21 protein-coding genes are annotated in these 16,531 nt (G+C 71.0%); 13 read left to right on the top strand and 8 right to left on the bottom strand.

Annotated elements, in window-relative coordinates; all coding sequences use genetic code 11:
- The 5 genes from ACIWVC_RS31260 to ACIWVC_RS31240 all read right to left on the bottom strand — a co-directional run.
- Nucleotides 1-874 (bottom strand): class I SAM-dependent DNA methyltransferase (locus ACIWVC_RS31260; protein WP_396454937.1); only part of this gene is annotated, 874 nt, incomplete at its 3' end.
- 6 nt (nucleotides 875-880) lie between these two features.
- Nucleotides 881-1,747, bottom strand: coding sequence for a nucleotidyl transferase AbiEii/AbiGii toxin family protein (locus ACIWVC_RS31255; protein ID WP_396454936.1), 867 nt, complete (start codon nucleotides 1,745-1,747; stop codon nucleotides 881-883).
- Nucleotides 1,744-2,346: a hypothetical protein gene (locus tag ACIWVC_RS31250; protein ID WP_396454935.1), complete on the bottom strand. Its 603-nt coding sequence runs from the start codon at nucleotides 2,344-2,346 to the stop codon at nucleotides 1,744-1,746. Before ACIWVC_RS31250 ends, ACIWVC_RS31255 begins: the two co-directional genes overlap by 4 nt.
- 86 nt (nucleotides 2,347-2,432) lie before the next feature.
- A complete protein-coding gene (gene hsdR / locus ACIWVC_RS31245) occupies nucleotides 2,433-4,874 on the bottom strand; it encodes an EcoAI/FtnUII family type I restriction enzme subunit R (RefSeq protein WP_396454934.1) in 2,442 nt (813 codons plus the stop codon).
- 82 nt (nucleotides 4,875-4,956) lie between these two features.
- Complete coding sequence (locus ACIWVC_RS31240; RefSeq protein WP_396451727.1) at nucleotides 4,957-5,772, bottom strand: hypothetical protein; 816 nt, start codon at nucleotides 5,770-5,772, stop codon at nucleotides 4,957-4,959.
- A gap of 146 nt (nucleotides 5,773-5,918) precedes the next feature.
- On the opposite strand from ACIWVC_RS31240, the gene ACIWVC_RS31235 reads away from it, so the two are divergent.
- Nucleotides 5,919-6,755: a 2,3,4,5-tetrahydropyridine-2,6-dicarboxylate N-succinyltransferase gene (locus ACIWVC_RS31235; protein ID WP_396451700.1), complete on the top strand. Its 837-nt coding sequence runs from the start codon at nucleotides 5,919-5,921 to the stop codon at nucleotides 6,753-6,755.
- A gap of 7 nt (nucleotides 6,756-6,762) precedes the next feature.
- Here ACIWVC_RS31235 and ACIWVC_RS31230 read toward each other — a convergent pair whose 3' ends face one another.
- Nucleotides 6,763-7,437 (bottom strand): 4'-phosphopantetheinyl transferase family protein, encoded by a 675-nt coding sequence (locus ACIWVC_RS31230; protein ID WP_396451729.1) that lies wholly within the window; start codon nucleotides 7,435-7,437, stop codon nucleotides 6,763-6,765.
- 29 nt (nucleotides 7,438-7,466) lie between these two features.
- Between ACIWVC_RS31230 and dapE the strand changes: the two genes are divergently transcribed.
- From dapE to ACIWVC_RS31205, 5 genes are all read left to right on the top strand, one after another.
- Nucleotides 7,467-8,543: a succinyl-diaminopimelate desuccinylase gene (gene dapE / locus ACIWVC_RS31225; RefSeq protein WP_396451702.1), complete on the top strand. Its 1,077-nt coding sequence runs from the start codon at nucleotides 7,467-7,469 to the stop codon at nucleotides 8,541-8,543.
- The gene (locus tag ACIWVC_RS31220) at nucleotides 8,540-9,340 is read left to right on the top strand and encodes a TIGR00730 family Rossman fold protein (protein WP_396451704.1); all 801 of its coding nucleotides are present in this window, start codon (nucleotides 8,540-8,542) and stop codon (nucleotides 9,338-9,340) included. Before dapE ends, ACIWVC_RS31220 begins: the two co-directional genes overlap by 4 nt.
- A gap of 187 nt (nucleotides 9,341-9,527) precedes the next feature.
- Entirely contained in the window at nucleotides 9,528-10,091 is a 564-nt protein-coding gene (locus ACIWVC_RS31215; RefSeq protein WP_396454933.1) for a hemerythrin domain-containing protein, read from the top strand.
- A gap of 65 nt (nucleotides 10,092-10,156) precedes the next feature.
- A complete protein-coding gene (locus ACIWVC_RS31210) occupies nucleotides 10,157-10,333 on the top strand; it encodes a hypothetical protein (protein WP_396451708.1) in 177 nt (58 codons plus the stop codon).
- A 22-nt stretch (nucleotides 10,334-10,355) separates the two neighbouring features.
- Complete coding sequence (locus tag ACIWVC_RS31205; protein WP_396454932.1) at nucleotides 10,356-10,580, top strand: hypothetical protein; 225 nt, start codon at nucleotides 10,356-10,358, stop codon at nucleotides 10,578-10,580.
- Between the two features lie 20 nt (nucleotides 10,581-10,600).
- Here ACIWVC_RS31205 and ACIWVC_RS31200 read toward each other — a convergent pair whose 3' ends face one another.
- Nucleotides 10,601-11,341 carry a hypothetical protein gene (locus tag ACIWVC_RS31200; RefSeq protein ID WP_396454931.1) on the bottom strand — a complete coding sequence of 247 codons (741 nt, stop codon included), beginning with the start codon at nucleotides 11,339-11,341 and terminating at the stop codon, nucleotides 10,601-10,603.
- Between the two features lie 103 nt (nucleotides 11,342-11,444).
- Nucleotides 11,445-11,951: a multiprotein-bridging factor 1 family protein gene (locus ACIWVC_RS31195; RefSeq protein WP_396454930.1), complete on the bottom strand. Its 507-nt coding sequence runs from the start codon at nucleotides 11,949-11,951 to the stop codon at nucleotides 11,445-11,447.
- A 207-nt stretch (nucleotides 11,952-12,158) separates the two neighbouring features.
- Between ACIWVC_RS31195 and ACIWVC_RS31190 the strand changes: the two genes are divergently transcribed.
- The 7 genes from ACIWVC_RS31190 to ACIWVC_RS31160 form a co-directional block, all read left to right on the top strand.
- Nucleotides 12,159-12,398, top strand: coding sequence for a helix-turn-helix domain-containing protein (locus tag ACIWVC_RS31190; protein WP_396451715.1), 240 nt, complete (start codon nucleotides 12,159-12,161; stop codon nucleotides 12,396-12,398).
- Between the two features lie 113 nt (nucleotides 12,399-12,511).
- Nucleotides 12,512-13,474 (top strand): hypothetical protein, encoded by a 963-nt coding sequence (locus ACIWVC_RS31185; RefSeq protein ID WP_396454929.1) that lies wholly within the window; start codon nucleotides 12,512-12,514, stop codon nucleotides 13,472-13,474.
- 9 nt (nucleotides 13,475-13,483) lie between these two features.
- Nucleotides 13,484-13,837, top strand: a complete 354-nt coding sequence (locus tag ACIWVC_RS31180; RefSeq protein WP_396451719.1) for a hypothetical protein — start codon at nucleotides 13,484-13,486, stop codon at nucleotides 13,835-13,837.
- Between the two features lie 165 nt (nucleotides 13,838-14,002).
- A complete protein-coding gene (locus ACIWVC_RS31175) occupies nucleotides 14,003-14,173 on the top strand; it encodes a hypothetical protein (protein ID WP_396451720.1) in 171 nt (56 codons plus the stop codon).
- A gap of 49 nt (nucleotides 14,174-14,222) precedes the next feature.
- Nucleotides 14,223-14,594 carry a peptidoglycan-binding protein gene (locus tag ACIWVC_RS31170; RefSeq protein ID WP_396451722.1) on the top strand — a complete coding sequence of 124 codons (372 nt, stop codon included), beginning with the start codon at nucleotides 14,223-14,225 and terminating at the stop codon, nucleotides 14,592-14,594.
- Nucleotides 14,595-14,747: 153 nt separating this feature from the next.
- Nucleotides 14,748-15,878, top strand: coding sequence for an enolase C-terminal domain-like protein (locus ACIWVC_RS31165; protein ID WP_396451724.1), 1,131 nt, complete (start codon nucleotides 14,748-14,750; stop codon nucleotides 15,876-15,878).
- A gap of 49 nt (nucleotides 15,879-15,927) precedes the next feature.
- A partial coding sequence (locus ACIWVC_RS31160; protein ID WP_396454928.1) for an FAD-binding oxidoreductase occupies nucleotides 15,928-16,531 on the top strand: 604 nt, incomplete at its 3' end.

The raw sequence follows: 16,531 nt of genomic DNA, 5'->3' as shown, positions 1-16,531 counted from the left end.
CGCCGAAGGGCGGGTTGGTGAGGATCACGTCCACGCGGCTGCTCGGCCCGGACTCGTTGAGCATGTGCCTTAGGGCATTCGTGTGCAGGATGTTCGGCTCGGTGATGCCGTGCAGGATCAGGTTCATCATGCACAGCAGGTAGGGGAGGGGCTTCTTCTCGATGCCGCGCAGGTCGCGCCAGAGTTTCTCCTGCTGGAGGATTCCGAGCTTCGGGCCACTGGTCAGCTCGGTGTACGCCTCGACGAGGAAGCCGCCGGTGCCGCAGGCGGGGTCCAGGATCGTCTCGCCCAGTTCCAGGAAGGTCTGCTCGACCATGAACCTGATGACGGGACGCGGGGTGTAGAACTCGCCGGAGTCGCCGGCTGCGTCCCGCACCTCCTTCAGCAACGACTCGTACAGGTACGCCATCGTGTGGATGTCGTCGCTGGAGGTGAAGTCGATCTTCTTGATCTGGTTGAGCAGGTCGCGGAGCAGGTAGCCGGACGCCATGCGGTTCTGAACGCCCTCGAACACCTGGCCCAGGACGTTGCGCGGGTCGCCGGGCCGGTCGCTCTTGAGACCGCTCAAGTAGGGGAGCAGGTCGTCATTGACGAACTTGAGGAGATCGTCTCCGGTGAAGCTCTCGTCATTGGCCCATGTGCTCCACTGAAACTTGGGCTCGATGGCAGGGCGGAAATCGTCGTCCCAGGCTTCGCGCTGCTTCTCCAGGGCGTCGAAGGCGCGCAGGAAGAGCAGCCAGGACAGCAGGGGAAGCCGGTCCAGGTCGCCGTTCAGGCCTGCGTCCTTGCGCATGATGTCGCGGGCCGACTTGATGACGGAACCGAGCCGCGCGCGGGAACTGGTGTCCTCGGTCTTCTTCTTGGCTGGGGGCATGGCGGGTCAGACTTCCGTTTCCGTGGTGAGGGCTTGCGCCCAGAACTTGCGGACCAGATCGAGCGCTACGGCGAGGTCCGGATCGCCGAGCGTCCGGTCTTCGGCGAGTTTCGGGTACTCGTTCGCCCAGGCGGGCGGCGGGTCGGGGATCGCCGGCGGAACCGGGTGGGTCGCGCGGGCGGTGAACACATGGTTCACGACGTCGAGCAGGGACGCGTCCGGTGGGAGACCGTCCTCGATCAGCAGGACCATGTCCACGAGGTCCTTCACCCGCGTGTTCGGACGGTCGCCGTAATCGCGGGTGAGGGCATGCAGCTTCTCCGCGAAGTGCTGGCGGCGGTCCACCGACTCGATGGTGCGCGGGGGCACATCGGCGAACGCGAGGAAGCCGGGCAGCGTGACGCGCTCGGTCGCCGCGAGCTCCTCGCCGCGCAGCACGACGTCCAGCCTGACGGAGGCGAACGTCTTGCCGGCGAGCGTGCAGTTGATGGAGAAGCGCCACCCGGGACGCCCCGCCGCATCCGGCTCCAGAGCCGTGGGCGGCCCGACGGAGAACACGAAGCGGTCGCCGTCGACGTCCACGGCGAGTGTCTCGATCAGCTCCTCGCGGAGGTCGTCACCATCGCACGGCCCGTCCGGCAGCGCCAGGTCGATGTCCTTCGTGGCACGTGCGCGCGCGCCCAAGCGGAATTCGAGGGAGGCGCCCCCTTTGAGCACCCACCCCCGTTCCGCGGCGGACAGCCGGGCGGCGATCCGGTCGAACACCACGACGCGCCGCAGGCGGCTGAGGTCCGTGCCGGACTCGTCCGCACGCTGCTTGAGCCGGGCCTCGAGGGCGCGCCGCAGATCTATCGCGGCGGCGTAGCGGCTCATGACCTCTCCGCCTGAAGGGCTCGCTGCACGGCAAGCTCCGCGCGCGCGCCCAGGTGTTGCGAGGCCCGCAGGAGCTGGCCTTTGGTGGCGGCTCCCCGGTCGAGAAGTTCGGCCACGGCCGAGTCGATCGCGTCCTGGTCGAGCCCGTCGGCCGCGGACTCGGCGATGGCGCGGACGGGTGCGGTCACCCGGAAACCCTCATGCTCTTCGATCTCCTCGGGGGAGAGGCCGGCGTGGTGGACGACCACCGCGGGATCGCGCTGCCGGAAGCCCGGCGGGACGGTCAGGTGAATCTCGGCGGGGTTGGCGATGCCGAGGTCGTGGACGCCGAGTGCGGTGCTGTGCGACACCACCGCCAGGTCGCGGCTCCAGAGCGTCCAGCGGACGAGGTGATCGTGCTCGCCGGCCGGCAGGTCGGCGAACTCGCGGAAGCGGTAGACGCCCCGGTCGACGCGCATCCAGTTGCCGCGCTGCACGTGGAAGTACTGCGACTGGTAGGAGTAGCCGTCCTCGAGCGCCTGGGCGGCGGTGAAGTACCCGCGCTGGCGTGCCGCCCGGCGCCACAGCCGGGCGCGAGGCTCGTCGTCCCGCTGCCGCATGCGGGCAACTCTAGCGTTGTTGCACCTTCAAGTCACTTTTAGTTTGGTGCAGTGTGCCTGCTTCAAACTAAAAGAGAGTTTGAGTCTCATGAGGCTTCGTAGACCAGCGTGTTCAGCTCGTCCAGCGCCGTGCGCAGCCGATCACCGCCGCCGAAGCGCTCGCCGATCTCCAGGACGTTGCCGAACTCGGTGCTGTAGGCGTCCGAACGCAGCGCTCGCATCTCCAGCTCCTCGGCCCCGCGTGCTGCGTACTGGTCCAGAACCTTATCGAGCACCTCCCGGGCCTGGGGGGCGAACGAGTCGAGGAAGTCGCGGTGCCGGACCGCCACCCGGCGCGCTCGCTCCGACCGCGACAGGAGGGGGATCTCCCACGCCAGGTACAGCAGCAGGTCGATCGTGTCTGCGTCCGGCCGCCCCGCCCACTCCGCGAGGTCCTCTGGGACGATGTGGCTCTCGGCCAGCAACTTGCGGAGCTCCTGCCTGCTCTTTGCGTGCGCCCAGCGCCCCAGGAGCTGGTGCGGCTCCAGGTTCAGCTTGATGACCTGGCCCCGGACGAACTGCTCGTACTCGATCAGCCGCAGGCCGCCGCCGGCACTGGTGTCCGACACGTAGAAGGCGCTGCCCCACTGGGTGACCTGGACGCCATCGACATAGAACCTGTTCGGACTGGCAAGGATGTCCTCCACCTCGTCCGGGTCGGTGACGAACGGCGGCAGGGTCCCGCCGTCCTGCTGCTCGTACTCGTCTTCGGGCTCGCCGACCATCTCGTCATCGCTCGGAACGTCCTCGTTGACCGAATCGGTGATGTTGCCGTCGGTGTCGGTCTCGTCCCGTACCACGCGCATCGGCGGGCCGTCGAAGCCGGGATCGTTGAACAGGCGGGTCGCCTCGACGAAGTCGATGATGTCGAAGGAGAACTTGCCGGCTTCGGGGAACAGCCGGGTGCCGCGCCCGATGATCTGCTTGAACTCCGGCATCGACCTGATCACGCGGAAGAGCACGATGTTGCGGAGCGTCGGGATGTCAACGCCCGTCGACAGCAACCGGGACGTGACCGCGATGACGGGGACGTCGGTGTCCTCCCGGCGGAACTCGTCCAGACGCTCCCTGCCCGCGTCCCCGTCAGCCGCGGTGATCCGGCACACGTAGCTGTCACCGTACCGGCGCACCAGGTCGGCATTGGCGTTGTGCAGGGCCTTCGTCATGCGGAACGCGTGGTCGCTGTTCGCGCAGAACACGATCGTCTTGCCCATCCGGTCGGTGCGGTGCAGGAAGTCGGTCAGGTAGCGGGCGGCCTCCTCGGTCCGGTCGAGGATCGCGAGGACCCGCTCGTACTCCTTGGGGCCGTAGAGTTTGTCCGGTATCTCCCGCCCGAGGAGGTCCTTCTGGCCGGGGGTGGGACGCCAGCCGGTCATGTCGACGTTGAGCCGGACCTTCCGGACCCGGTAGGGGGCCAGGAACCCGTCCTCGATGCCGCGCGCCAGCGAATACTCGTACAGCGGCTCACCGAAGTAGCCGTAGGTGTCGGCGTCCCTGCTGCTGACCGGCGTCGCGGTCAGGCCGATCTGCACGGCGGGGGAGTAGTAGTCGAGGATCGCCCGCCACTTCGAATCGTCGCCCGCGCTGCCCCGGTGGCATTCGTCGACGATGACGAGATCGAAGTAGTCGCGATCGAACTGGCGGTAGAGGCTCGCCTCGTCGCCGCTGCTGTCGAGTGACTGGTAGAGCGCGAGATAGATGTACCGGCCCGTCTTGGCGTCGCCGCCGCCGAGCTTGTGCACGGCTTCGCCGAACATCGGCACGAAGTAGTCGTCCTTGGGCTGGTCGATAAGGATGCTGCGGTCGGCGAGGTAGAGGACTCTGGGCCTGCGGTTCTCCGGCCAGCCGGCGTTCCAGAGCTTGGCGACGATCTGCGAGGCGACAAGGGTCTTGCCCGTACCGGTGGCCAGCACCAGCAGCATCCGCTTCCGGCCGGAGGCGATGGCCTGGACCGTCCGGTTGATCGCGACGTTCTGGTAGTAGCGCGGTTCCTTGGGCGTGCCGTCCCAGTTGCGGAGCTTCGGATTGAGCGGCGCCGAGGCCAGCTCGGCCCGACGCTCGTCGGTGAGTTCCCGTTCCCGCCGGTACCGGGACCACAGCTCTTGCGGCGAGGGAAACTCCGGGATTTCCGCCAGGCGACCGGTCCGGGCGTCGAGTTCCAGAATGCGATGCCCGTTCGTCGTGTAGGCGAAAGGCACGTCCAGCAGACGGCCATACCGTTTGACCTGCTCGAAGCCGTCCGCCGGATCTCTGCGTGACCGCTTCGCCTCGATGACGGCGATCGGCAGCCCGTCGGAGTACGACAGCACATAGTCGGCCTTCAGTGGCCGTTCTTGCAGATGGCGGCGGGCGGTCGCGCGGATGCGGCCCCGGTTGATCGGATACTGGGCGCGGATCTGGTCTTGCTGCCAGCCGGCCTGTTCCAGGGCGGGGAGCACGAAGCGGCGGCAGGTCTCGTCCTCAAGGGGGTCCTGGAATCTGGACGTCACCGCACCATTGTTACTTGAGGCGGCCGACATTCTCGGGCCGATCGGTCTTTCGCCCGCAGCGCTGGCCCTTCCCGGCCGTTGGCTACTTGACGATGACGGCGTCGTTGGGGGCGTCCTTGTCTTCGGTCCAGCCGTCGTGGCCGGCGTCGGAGCGCCAGTGCTTGCCGGCGTAGCGGACCTCGGTGAGGCCGTAAGGCTGGGCGTGTGTGACGGCCCAAGCGGCTACCGCCCAGCCTTCGCGGGTGCTGGACGCCTTCACCGAGTTCCAGGAGGCGGGGTCGGACTTGGCGCCCTTGGTCAGCGGGCTCGGGCCGCCGACCTGGAGGCGGCTGCCGAAGGCGCGGCGCATCTCGCGGATCGCCTCCGGGCGGCGGGACGCGGTGCGCTTGTCGGGCGGGAACCAGCAGCGGGCCGCGGCCGGCTCGCGGCCGGTGAACGCCGCGGCGAGCAGCTTGCCGTCCGGTTCGTGCTGGGCGTAGGCGGTGCCGTCCGCGCTGCGCTGCACCTTCTGCGCCGCGTCGTGCAGGTCGCGGTCCAGGTAGTCGTTCACCTTGACCAGGGCGTCGAAGAACTTGCTGGTCGACAGGACGGGGTCGCGGAGCTTGTCCGGGGCGCCCCAGCCCTGGGAGGGGCGCTGCTGGAACATGCCCACCGAGTCGCGGTCGCCGCCCGGCAGGTTGCGGATGTGGGACTCCTGGATCGCGGTCGCGTAGGCGATCACCGCGGCGCGCTCGGGCAGCCGCTTGCGGAACGCGACCGCGGCGATGGTCGCGGCGTTCGCGCCCTGCTCCAGATCGAGCGGCATCGTGCCCTGGGCCGTGCGCGCCTCGCAGCCCGACCCGTGCAGATACGGGCGGGCCCGGTCGAACAGCGCGAACCCCCCGACTGCCAGCAGCATCACGACGACGGCCAGGCCCACCGCCCAGCGCAGGCCGCGGCGGCGCCCGCCGCCGTCCGCCCCTTCGTCGGGGCGCGTCCTCAACCTCGCCCAAACAGCCACGCGAAGAAGGTACCGGGAGTTGGGGCCCACTAAGCTCATGAGGCATGACCGAAACGTTCACCAGCCCGATCTCCGGCGTGATCGACGAGCTGTGGGAGCGGCGCGCCGACCTCAGCCCGGACGACGCCGACGCCCGCGCCGCCATCGTGGCCGCCGTCGACCAGATCGACACGGGCGAGGCCCGCGTCGCCCGCATCGACCCCGCGACCGACGACGTCGTCGTCGACGAGCGGGCCAAGCGGGCGATCCTGCTGAGCTTCAAGGTCCTCGGCATGGCGCGCGCGCAGGTGGGCGACTTCCGGTACCACGACCGCATCCCGCTGAAGAGCCGGCTGGACGGCGTCCGTGTGGTGCCCGGCGCCATCGCCCGCTGGGGCGCCTACCTCGCGCCCGGCGTGGTGCTGATGCCGTCGTTCACCAACATCGGCGCCTATGTGGATTCCGGCACGATGGTCGACACGTGGGCGACCGTGGGGTCGTGCGCGCAGATCGGCAAGAACGTCCACCTGTCGGGCGGGGTGGGGATCGGCGGCGTGCTGGAGCCGCCGAACGCCAAGCCCGTCGTCATCGAGGACGAGGCCATGATCGGCAGCCGCTCGATGATCGTCGAGGGCGCGCGGGTCGGGAAGGGCGCCGTCGTCGGCTCCGGCACGAACCTGTCGGCGTCCATGCCGGTCATCGACGTCGAGACCGGCGAGGAGATCAGCCGCGGCCGCATCCCCGACTGGTGCGTCGCCGTCGGCGGCACCCGCTACAAGGAGTTCAAGGGCGGGACGTTCGGGCTGCCGGCCGTGCTGATCCTGAAGCGGCTGGAGGAGGGGCAGCGGCATGACAAGGCGTCCCTCAACGACATCCTGAGGGACCACGGCATCAACACCTGACGCGCGCTCAGCCGAGAGGCGTTTCGGTGATCTTGAGGGGCCGCCCGGTGAGGACGGCGGCGGAGGCGGCGTAGCCGGGGCCGGGGGTCAGGTCGGCGAGGCGGACGGGGGAGACGGCCGCGTCGTCGTTCCAGGCGATGACCTCCGGCGGGTCGTCGGGCGCCGACACGTGGATGGCCGTCATGGGGGCGGCCAGGCCGTGGCCGGTGGCCTTCAGCAGGGCCTCCTTGCGCGACCAGTAGGCGTGGAAGCCGCGCCTGCGGTCGGCCATGGCGGCGAGGGCCGCGCGTTCGGCGGCGTTCAGGACCATCTCGGCGAGGCGGTCGATGTCGCGGTCGCTCTCCCGCTCCACGTCCACGCCGACCTCGGCGCCCTCCGCCAGGACGAGGACGACGCGGTCGCCGGAGTGGGAGAGCGAGAAGTCGAGGCCGCTGCCGGGGAGCCGGGGCTTGCCGTGCGCGGCGCCGCAGTGCGGGCAGTCGGTGGTGAACCGGATGCCCTCCGGTGGCCGCCCGGTCGCCTCGGCGAGGGCCGTGCGGGCGAGGAAGCGGCCGGTGACGAAGCGGGCCTTGTCCTCGGCGCGCATGAACCGGTCGTAGCGGTCGCGCTCCCCGTCGTCCAGCAGGGCGCGCATCGGCGGCTCGTCCATGGGAACCGCCCAGCGGACGGCGCACTCCAGCATCTCCACGAACGTGATGATAGGACTTTGGCATGGGGCTTGATCTGTTCTCGGACGTCGTGGAGCTGACGGCGGCGATCGTCGACGTCGAGTCGGTCAGCGGGGCGGAGAAGCCCCTCGCCGACGCCGTCGAGGAGGCGCTGCGGGCGCTCCCGCACCTGGCGGTGGAGCGCGTCGGGAACAACGTCGTCGCCCGTACCGGGTTGGGACGGGACGAGCGGGTCGTGCTGGCCGGGCACCTCGACACCGTCCCGCTGAACGGCAACCTTCCGTCGCGGATGGAGGGCGGCCGGCTCTACGGGTGCGGCACCACCGACATGAAGAGCGGTGTCGCGGTCGCGCTGCGGCTCGCCGCGACCGTGCCCGAGCCGGACCGCGACGTCACGTACGTCTTCTACGAGTGCGAGGAGATCGAGGCCGAGCACAACGGGCTGCGGAAGCTGGCCGCGGCGCGGCCCGAGCTGATCGCCGGCGACTTCGCCGTGCTGATGGAGCCGACGGGCGCGCAGATCGAGGGCGGCTGCCAGGGGACGATGCGGGTCGAGGTCGCGGTGAAGGGGGAGCGGGCGCACAGCGCGCGCGCCTGGATGGGGTCCAACGCGATCCACTCCGCCGGGAGGGTCCTCGACGTGCTGCGCGCGTACGAGCCGGCGCGGCCGGTCGTGGACGGCCTCGAATACCACGAGGGCCTGAACGCGGTGTTCATCTCCGGCGGCGTCGCCGGGAACGTCATCCCCGACGAATGCATCGTCACCGTGAACTACCGGTTCGCGCCCGACAAGTCCGTCGCCGACGCGGAGGCGTACCTCCGGGAGCTCTTCGCCGGCTTCGAGGTGACGGTCACCGACGCCGCGTCCGCCGCCCGGCCCGGCCTGACGCACCCGGCCGCCGCCGCGTTCGTCGCCGCCAGCGGGGCCGAGGTCCGCGCCAAACTGGGCTGGACGGACGTCGCGCGCTTCGCCGAGCTGGGCGTCCCGGCCGTCAACTACGGGCCGGGCGAACCGACCCTCGCTCACACGCGGGACGAGTACGTCGAGACGGCGCTCATCACCGAGTGCGAGCAACGTATGCGCATGTGGCTGGCCGGTCCCGTTACCGTGGCCCCATGACATTGCATCCTGATTCCCCGTCGCGCCGGCAGGGCCCGGCCACGCTGCGGGGACGGGCCGTCCCCCCGACCACCACCGACCAGCGGCTGCTGGACAGCCGCGGCCCGGTCGACTGGGTCCACGCCGACCCGTGGCGCGTGCTGCGGATCCAGGCGGAGTTCGTGGAGGGCTTCGGCCTGCTCGCCGAGCTGCCGAAGGCGGTCAGCGTGTTCGGCAGCGCCCGCACCAAGCCCGACTCCCCCGAGTACAAGCTCGCCGTCGACATCGGCGCCCGGTTGCACGAGGCCGGGTACGCCGTCGTCACCGGCGGCGGCCCGGGCATCATGGAGGCCGCCAACCGGGGCTGCGACGAGAGCGGCGGCCTGTCCGTCGGCCTCGGCATCGAGCTGCCGTTCGAGCAGAAGCTCAACGACCATGTCGACATCGGCATCGAGTTCCGCTACTTCTTCGTCCGCAAGACGATGTTCGTGAAGTACTCGCAGGCCTTCGTGGTGCTGCCGGGCGGCTTCGGCACCCTGGACGAGCTGTTCGAGGCGATCACTCTCGTCCAGACCAGGAAGATCACCCGCTTCCCGATCGTGCTGGTCGGCACGGAGTTCTGGGGCGGCCTGCTCGACTGGATCAAGACGGCCATGCTGCCGAGCGGCAAGATCTCCCCGCAGGACATCGACCTCGTCCGCCTCACCGACGACCCGGAGGAGGTCGTCCGGATCATCGTCGAGAGCCACACCCGCGCCGAGCAGGAGATCGTCGAGGCCCGGGCCCAGGCCGAGACCAGGGAGGCGGCCGCCGACTGACCCGCGGTGCGCACCGGTCTCGCTCAGCGGGGGAATCGAAGCGGCCGGACGGGGAACAGCGGTTCCGTGGGCCCGGCCGGTCGCCGCCCTCGCCGGCGGGCGGGTCCCGGACGGGGCCGGGGAACCTGCTGGAGCGCGACGCGACCGCCGGGTGGGGCCCGCTCGGCCGCGAAGGGGGACGACCCGCATGAGCGAGCACGCTTCCGAGGACGCCATCGATCTGCTGGTCCGGCAGCACGCCGAGATCCGGCGCCTGTTCGACGAGGTCGAGGCCGCGGCGGGCGACGAGCGGAAGGCCGCGTTCGACCGGCTGCGCCGCCTCCTCGCCGTGCACGAGACCGCGGAGGAGGAGATCGTCCACCCGTACGCCCGCCGCCACCTCGACGACGGCGACACGGTGGTGGACGCCCGCCTCAGCGAGGAGAACCAGGCCAAGCAGATCCTCTCGGACACCGAGTACCTCGGCACGGACGACACCGAGTTCCTCCGCTGGCTCGGCGACCTGCGCATCGCCGTCCTGGACCACGCCCGGCACGAGGAGGAAGAGGAGTTCCCGCGCATCCGGGAGCTGGCCGGCGAGCAGGAGCGCCGCCGCATGGCCGGCGCGGTCAGGGCGGCCGAGGCCGTGGCCCCCACCCACCCGCACGTCGGTTTCGAGACCGCGCCCGCCAACATGATGGCGGGCCCGTTCGCCGCCGTGGCGGACCGCGCCCGCGACGCCATCCGCAAGGCCGCCGGCCACGGGGACTGAGGGCCGTGTGAGCGGGCCCTGGGCGGGTAGGGCCGCGCTGAATGGTTGGGAAAGGGGGACCGATCATGACTGAGCGGATGCCCGGCGGAAGCGCCGACGAGGGCGTGCGGGAGCCGGAGGAGCAGGCGGCTGGCGGGCCGCGCGCCGCGGCGGAAGAGCTGCGTCCGGAGGAGTTCCATCCGGATTCGCCCGAGGGGCGCGGTGGCCGGATGGAGGATCTCAGCCCCGACGACTTCGAATAGCGGGAGCGGGTGCCGCACCGGCGTGCGCATCGCGCCGCGGGACGGTGACGCCTCGCTGCTCGCGCTCACGCCGGTGGCCGGTCCGGCTGCGACCGATGAAGTGGTCGAATCCGGGGGCGTCCGCCTCTTTCTGGAGTTCTCCACCGCGGCGGTCCTGCGCGACAAAGTGCTGGACGCGCGGATGGACGACCGGGGTTCGGCCGGTTTTCTCGTCAACGCGCCGGCGTGCGAGAAGCACCGGGGGTGAAAGAGGCGGCCGCCGTTTCGTCAGCGCGTCGGATTCACATGCCGCGGCGCGGCGGGACCGGGCGGCCACGCCGGCGGTCTATCGACCGATCTGGTGTGCGATGGAGGCTGCGGTCTGACCGTTATCGTGTGAATGTCCAGATTCGGACTAATTGCGGACGCCACCGCGGCCGGAAGTATGATAGTCGCCGCCGGCGCGGCCGCCGCGGCGGCGGACAGGCCGACCGCGCTCTTGGCCATGTCGCCGTGGAACAGCGCGCACAGGCTCAGCAGCGGAATGGCGGACAGCTCCAGGAGCCGGGTGGTCGAGCGGCCCCTTTTGGCGCTCTCCCGGAGCATTCGCGCCGCTCGCGACACCTGCCCGCGGCGCAGGTCCCGGTTGAGGACGATGATCGTGCGGCCGCTGTGCTCGCGCAGGTAGCCGAGCAGCCGGCTCGGCATCCTGGCCCGCGCGAACGGGCCGATCCGGCCGCGCGGCGCGGCCGCCGTCTGCAGATGCCGCCATACTTCGCCGGCCTCGTCGTCGTCCTCCTCCTCGTCGTCCTTTTCGTCGTGGGTTCCGCTGATGAGAATGAGCGTCGGTTTCTCGGGCATGAGCGGTACCGTGAGACACTGCCAGCCCTGCGCCGACCGGAACGCCTGTTCCAGGTCGAGGGGAGGGTTCCACTGCCGTGCCACCGCCAGCTGGGTGCGCAGTTTCGCGTTCTCGCGGGTCAGACGTTCGATGGTCTCTTTGAGGCGCTGTTCATCAGGAAAATCCATGACGTCTCCCGATCGCGTCATCCGCGTTCGTCCGCGCCCCCGGCAGTACGACCGCTCAGACAGAAACTGGGTTGCAGATTCGCCTGCTACCCAGTAGCCGACGCTATATGTTGTCGGCCTTCTGTCGAGAGTCCGGCTGCTCAAGAGACTTCGGCGCCGGACGCATGCGCTTAAGCAAGACGCCGGTCACGGCCGCCCATTTGTCCTCGTCATCGGCGAGGGATTCCGGAGCGTCCCAGATGAAGCGCAGGAACGGGTCGCCCACCACCTCTTCCGGATAGTTGCCGTCCTCGGCGGCCGGCGCGGGTGCGGCGGGGGCCGGGGCGGGGGCGTCCACGCAGACGGGGTCGCCGCCCTCGAGGATCGCGCGGAAGCTGCCGCGCCGCCAGCCGAGCCGGTCCTCCAAGGGGATGATGACGCGGTCGGTGTAGTCCCTCCCGCGGCCGGTTTCGATCTTGTTCACCACGGACAGCGAGGGACCGCCCTCCGCGGCGAGGCTCGCCTGGGAGCCGAAGCCCAGCTCGATCCGGCGCTGCCGGACGATCTGGCCCAGCCTGCGCCAGGCCTCCGGCGGATGGCCGGAGTCGTTCCTGTCGTCGAGGTCGTCCAACGTGATCAGGCTCCTTCTGTGTCGCGGGGTGACGGCCTGACACAGCGTGTAAGTCTAGCGGAGCAAAACGGACTTTGACGAGTCGTAACGCGTTTTCGATGCCTGGCATCGGAGGGCTGCACAACGGAGTGCATCGAACAACACATGACATGGTTAAAACGCGCTTTCAAGCTGCACGACGCACTGAGATGCGTTACGCTTCCGGTCATGTCAAGCTCTCCAGGCAGCGAGATCCCCGTCGAACGGCTTCTGTACACACCGCAGGAGGCCGCTGAGATCACGTCGTTCACCCGTGACTGGCTCGTCCGGGCAGCGAGCCGGGGAGAGATACCGCATCGCCGCTACGGCAAGCGCCTGTTCCGGTTCGCCCACGAGGACCTCGAGGCGATCAAGGACATGGGCGCCTGCCCGGTCGAGCCGGCCGATCGCTGGGATCGGTCGAACTGATCTCCCACGGGTGCCGACACCCGTACGCCGCCCCGCGAGAAGGAAAGTCACATGAGCACCGCACCACCCTCTTCCCATGCCTCGCCCGTCGCCGCCCTCCCCGGAGGCGTCCGATGAGCTGGCTCAGTCAGGGCACCATCAACGACCTGTCCGCGTCCGTCGCCGAGCACGAGGTCGCCATCGAACGGGCCCACGAGGAACTCGAGAACCACCGCAAGGCCGCGTTCGAGATCATGGAGGTCCTGCACCGGCACCAGGGGCTGGCCGCCGAGGCGAAGTTCCTGCTGACGATCGCGCACGGCGCCGCCCCCATCCCGTCCCCGGGCGAGATCCGCGAGGTCGCCGACGACGGCCTCGGCCTGGCGATCGGCAGCATCCGGATGGCGCTGCCGCCGGACGCGTCCGCCGCCCAGTTCGGCCAGCTCGCCGAGTCGATGCGCGCGCTGTACGCGGCCGCGCACGTCGTCGCCCTGCACGCGGACGAGCGGGCGCGCACCGGCGCTCCGCCGCCGCCGTTCGCGCCGGAGCAGGAGGCCCCGGTCGGCGTGCCGCGCGCCTTCGCGTCCCTGATGGGCTGCCAGGTCTGCGTGGACAACGCCGACGGCAGCCGCGACATCGGCCTGCTCAGCTCCGTCGAGGGCGGGCAGCTCACCCTCCTCGACGAGGACGGCGTCCCGGTCGCGTGGCCGCTGCTGGACGAGGTCCTCGCGGTCCGGGCCTGGCCGCCCGCCGACGAGGCGGACGCGCAGGAGGCCGGCGCGAACGGCACCGGCGCGAACGGCACCGGCGCGAACGGCACCGGCGCGAAGGACGGGGGCGCGAAGAAGGCCGGCGCGAAGGACGCGGGAGCGAAGAAGGGCGGCGCCCGGGACGCGCGCCCGGACGAGACGCTCACGGACGTCACGGGCGCCGACGTCACGGGCACCGGCGCGGGCGCGCGGGACGCGGCCGCCGAGGAGACCCCCGAGGAGGCGCCGTCCGGGCGGCGCGAGCCGGCGCGGGCGCAGTCGCGCGCCGGGGGCGTGGTGTCCCTCGTGCGGCGGAGCGGACGGTCCAAGAGCGCCGCCGGAATGTGAGGTGACGCGGTGAGTGGGGCACAAGCGTGGGCGGCGGTCCTGGTCGCGGCCGTGCTGGTCGGGGCGGCGACGCTGGCCGTCCAGCGCCGCAGGCACCTGGCCTGGAAGGCGTCGGAGACGCTGGCGCAGCTCGGCAGGGCGGAGAAGGCCGTCCGGCTCATCGCCTCGCAGCGCGACGAGGCGGTCGCGGCGCAGAACCGGGCGGAGGCGCTCGGCACGGCCGCCCTCCGCGAACACCGCTCGCTGACCGAAGCCTGCTACGACCTGGCGAAGCGCTGGGAGTCGCTGCCCCGCGACGACACCGGCGCCTACGCCGAGCAGCTCCGCCGCGTCGTCCGGCTGCACAGCTGGGACCTGCGGTGAGCCGCCGCTGAGAACGACGTCGTCCCCCGATGTGGGGGAGAGGGGGACGACCTTCGGGGGCGGGTCTCGGATGGGGGAGGAGATCCGCCGTCGCCGGCGGCCACGCCGGCCACCCGGGCGTGGCCGCCGGCCTTACATACCCCCCGACCTCCCATGGAGCGAGAGATGACCTTGCACGAACCCGAGATCGCGCCCGTCCCCGGGCGCTCGCGGGTGTGGACGGACCTGGCGCTCATCGTGTGCGTCATAGCGCTGGCCCTGCTCGGCGCGATCGTGATCGGTGTCGAGATGTCCCGGCTGGCCGCGTCGCCGGGCCCCTGCCTCGCACCGCGCTGACACCCGGCACGGCTGATACCGGCACAGAGAGAAACGAACGGTGGATTCAATGAGTCAAGACGTGATGGGGACGACGGCCGCGGCATCGGAGTACGCCGCGCCGATCCAGTGGGCGCCGTGGCTGCAGCGCGGGCTCGGCGGCAAGCACCGCCGGCCGCGCCGCACCGTCGTGCAGCTGATCAAGGGCATGCCCCCGTTCCCGCGCCGCACGCTGAAGTACGAGGGCCCGGGGATGCCGATCATGCACGGCATGGACGTCGAGCAGTGGCAGCGGCAGGCGTGCAAGCGCGGCTACACGCTGCGCGTCGACGGCTGGTTCGGGCCGCGGTCGAGCAAGGTCGCCAAGTCGCTGCAGCAGCGCGCCGGCCTGATCGACGACGGCGAGATCGACGCCGCGACGTGGGCGGCGACCTGGCAGTGACCCCCGCGCGCGCGGCCCGCCGTCCGTTCCCCGGGTGGGCCGCCCGTCCCGCGGGGTAGGCCGCCCGTCCCGGGGGCGGCCCGCCGATCCCGGCCGGTCGTTCGTTTCGGCCCTTCGTTCCGCGGTAGTAGAGGCCGTGGAAGGGAGGGGCCGATGCGAGCGGGGACCGAGGTGGAAGTCGAGAACGTCGCGGTCCACGCCTTCGAGGTCCCGACTGACGGACCGGACGGGACGGAGGAGGACGGCACCCTCCGGTGGGACTCGACCACCATGGTCCTCGCCGAGGCGCACGCCGGCGGGAGGACCGGGATCGGCTACACCTACGGGGACGTCTCGCTGGCGGCGTTCATCGAGTCGAAGCTCGCGCCGGTCGCCCAGGGCTCCGATGCCCTCTCCCCGGCCGCTGCGTGGGACCGGATGTTCGCCGCGATCCGCAACGCGGGGCGTCCCGGCGCGGGAGCGATGGCGGTGTCCGCCGTGGACATCGCGCTGTGGGACCTGAAGGCGCGCATCCTCGGCCTGCCCCTGTTCGAGGTGCTGCCGGCCTTCCACGACAGGGTGCCCGTCTACGGCAGCGGCGGCTTCACGAACTACCCCCTGGACCGGCTCGCCTCCCAGCTCGGCGGCTGGGTCGAGCAGGGCATCCCCCGGGTCAAGCTGAAGATCTCCCGCCGGCCGGACGAGGACCCGCGGCGGCTCACCGCCGCCCGGGAGGCGATCGGCGCCGGCCCGCAGCTGTTCACCGACGCCAACGGGGCGCTGACCCGCAAGGAGGCCCTCTACTGGGCGCGGCGCCTCGCCGACGAGTGGGACGTCCGCTGGTTCGAGGAGCCGGTCCCGTCCGACGACACCGCCGGGCTGCGCCTCGTCCGCGAGGAGGGGCCGGGGAGGACCGAGGTCGCCGCGGGCGAGTACGGGTACGTGCTGAAGGACTTCGCCGACCTGCTGGAGGGGCCGTCGGTCGACTGCCTGCAGGCCGACGTCACCCGCTGCGGCGGCGTCACCGGCCTCCTGCAGGTCGCCGGGCTGTCGGCGGCGCGGCAGGCCGACCTGTCGGCGCACTGCGCGCCCGCGGTGTCCGCGCACGCCTTCTGCGCGGTGAGGCGGCTCCGCCACCTGGAGTACTTCCACGACCACGTCCGGGTGGAGCACCTGCTGTTCGACGGGAACCTCAGCCCGGCCGGCGGCGTGCTCCGCCCGGCGGCCGACCGTCCCGGCCTGGGCCTGGACGTCAAGTGGGGCGACGCGGAGCCGTACCGGGTGCACGGCGCCCGCCCGGCCTAGCGGCCCGCCCCGGCGGGTCGGCGAACGACGACGATAGGGGACGACGTACATGGCGAAGACGCATGTGGCCGAGACGCGGCAGGTGCCGGCGAAGACGGCTCCCTCGGTTCCCGGGCCGCCGCGCGGCCGGCAGGTGATCGAGGTCCGGAAGCTGGCCCGCGCCCTGGAGAAGGCCGTCGACGGGGAGGTCCGCTTCGACAGCGGGTCGAGGGCCATGTACGCCAACGACGCGTCGAACTTCCGGCAGGTGCCGATCGGCGTGGTCGTCCCGAAGACGCTGGAGGACGTGGTCGCCGTCCACCGGGTCTGCGAGGAGTACGGCGCGCCGGTGCTGAACCGGGGCGGCGGGACGAGCCTGTCGGGCGAGACCGTCAACTACGCCGTCGTCATCGACCACTCCAAGTACCTGACCCGGATCGGCGAGTTCGACGTGGAGAACCGGCGCGTCACGTGCGAGCCCGGCGTCATCAACGAGGAGCTCAACAAGCACACGGGCGAGAAGAACCTGGTGTTCGGGCCGGACCCGTCCTCGCACTCCCGCTGCGTGATCGGCGGGAACATCGGCAACAACTCGTGCGGGATCCACTCCGTCCAGTCGCAGCTGTACGGGCCGGGGCCGCGCACGTCCGACAACGTCCACGCCCTGGAGGTCG

The organism is Actinomadura sp. (assembly GCF_044508335.1).
Taxonomy (GTDB): Bacteria; Actinomycetota; Actinomycetes; order Streptosporangiales; family Streptosporangiaceae; genus Spirillospora.
The sequence above is the reverse complement of the archived record's forward strand: the minus strand, read 5'-3'. Positions and strand labels throughout refer to the sequence as shown.

Bases quoted from the DNA above. Each gene is read 5' to 3' on its own strand.
- ACIWVC_RS31215 (WP_396454933.1), top strand. From the start codon at position 9,528: ATGAGCGAGCACGCTTCCGAGGACGCCATCGATCTGCTGGTCCGGCAG.
- ACIWVC_RS31250 (WP_396454935.1), bottom strand. From the start codon at position 2,346: ATGCGGCAGCGGGACGACGAGCCTCGCGCCCGGCTGTGGCGCCGGGCG.
- dapE (WP_396451702.1), top strand. From the start codon at position 7,467: ATGGGGCTTGATCTGTTCTCGGACGTCGTGGAGCTGACGGCGGCGATC.
- ACIWVC_RS31200 (WP_396454931.1), bottom strand. From the start codon at position 11,341: ATGGATTTTCCTGATGAACAGCGCCTCAAAGAGACCATCGAACGTCTG.
- ACIWVC_RS31185 (WP_396454929.1), top strand. From the start codon at position 12,512: ATGAGCTGGCTCAGTCAGGGCACCATCAACGACCTGTCCGCGTCCGTC.
- ACIWVC_RS31255 (WP_396454936.1), bottom strand. From the start codon at position 1,747: ATGAGCCGCTACGCCGCCGCGATAGATCTGCGGCGCGCCCTCGAGGCC.
- ACIWVC_RS31220 (WP_396451704.1), top strand. From the start codon at position 8,540: ATGACATTGCATCCTGATTCCCCGTCGCGCCGGCAGGGCCCGGCCACG.
- ACIWVC_RS31235 (WP_396451700.1), top strand. From the start codon at position 5,919: ATGACCGAAACGTTCACCAGCCCGATCTCCGGCGTGATCGACGAGCTG.
- ACIWVC_RS31165 (WP_396451724.1), top strand. From the start codon at position 14,748: ATGCGAGCGGGGACCGAGGTGGAAGTCGAGAACGTCGCGGTCCACGCC.
- ACIWVC_RS31210 (WP_396451708.1), top strand. From the start codon at position 10,157: ATGACTGAGCGGATGCCCGGCGGAAGCGCCGACGAGGGCGTGCGGGAG.
- ACIWVC_RS31230 (WP_396451729.1), bottom strand. From the start codon at position 7,437: ATGCTGGAGTGCGCCGTCCGCTGGGCGGTTCCCATGGACGAGCCGCCG.
- ACIWVC_RS31170 (WP_396451722.1), top strand. From the start codon at position 14,223: ATGAGTCAAGACGTGATGGGGACGACGGCCGCGGCATCGGAGTACGCC.
- ACIWVC_RS31190 (WP_396451715.1), top strand. From the start codon at position 12,159: ATGTCAAGCTCTCCAGGCAGCGAGATCCCCGTCGAACGGCTTCTGTAC.
- ACIWVC_RS31240 (WP_396451727.1), bottom strand. From the start codon at position 5,772: ATGCTGCTGGCAGTCGGGGGGTTCGCGCTGTTCGACCGGGCCCGCCCG.
- ACIWVC_RS31175 (WP_396451720.1), top strand. From the start codon at position 14,003: ATGACCTTGCACGAACCCGAGATCGCGCCCGTCCCCGGGCGCTCGCGG.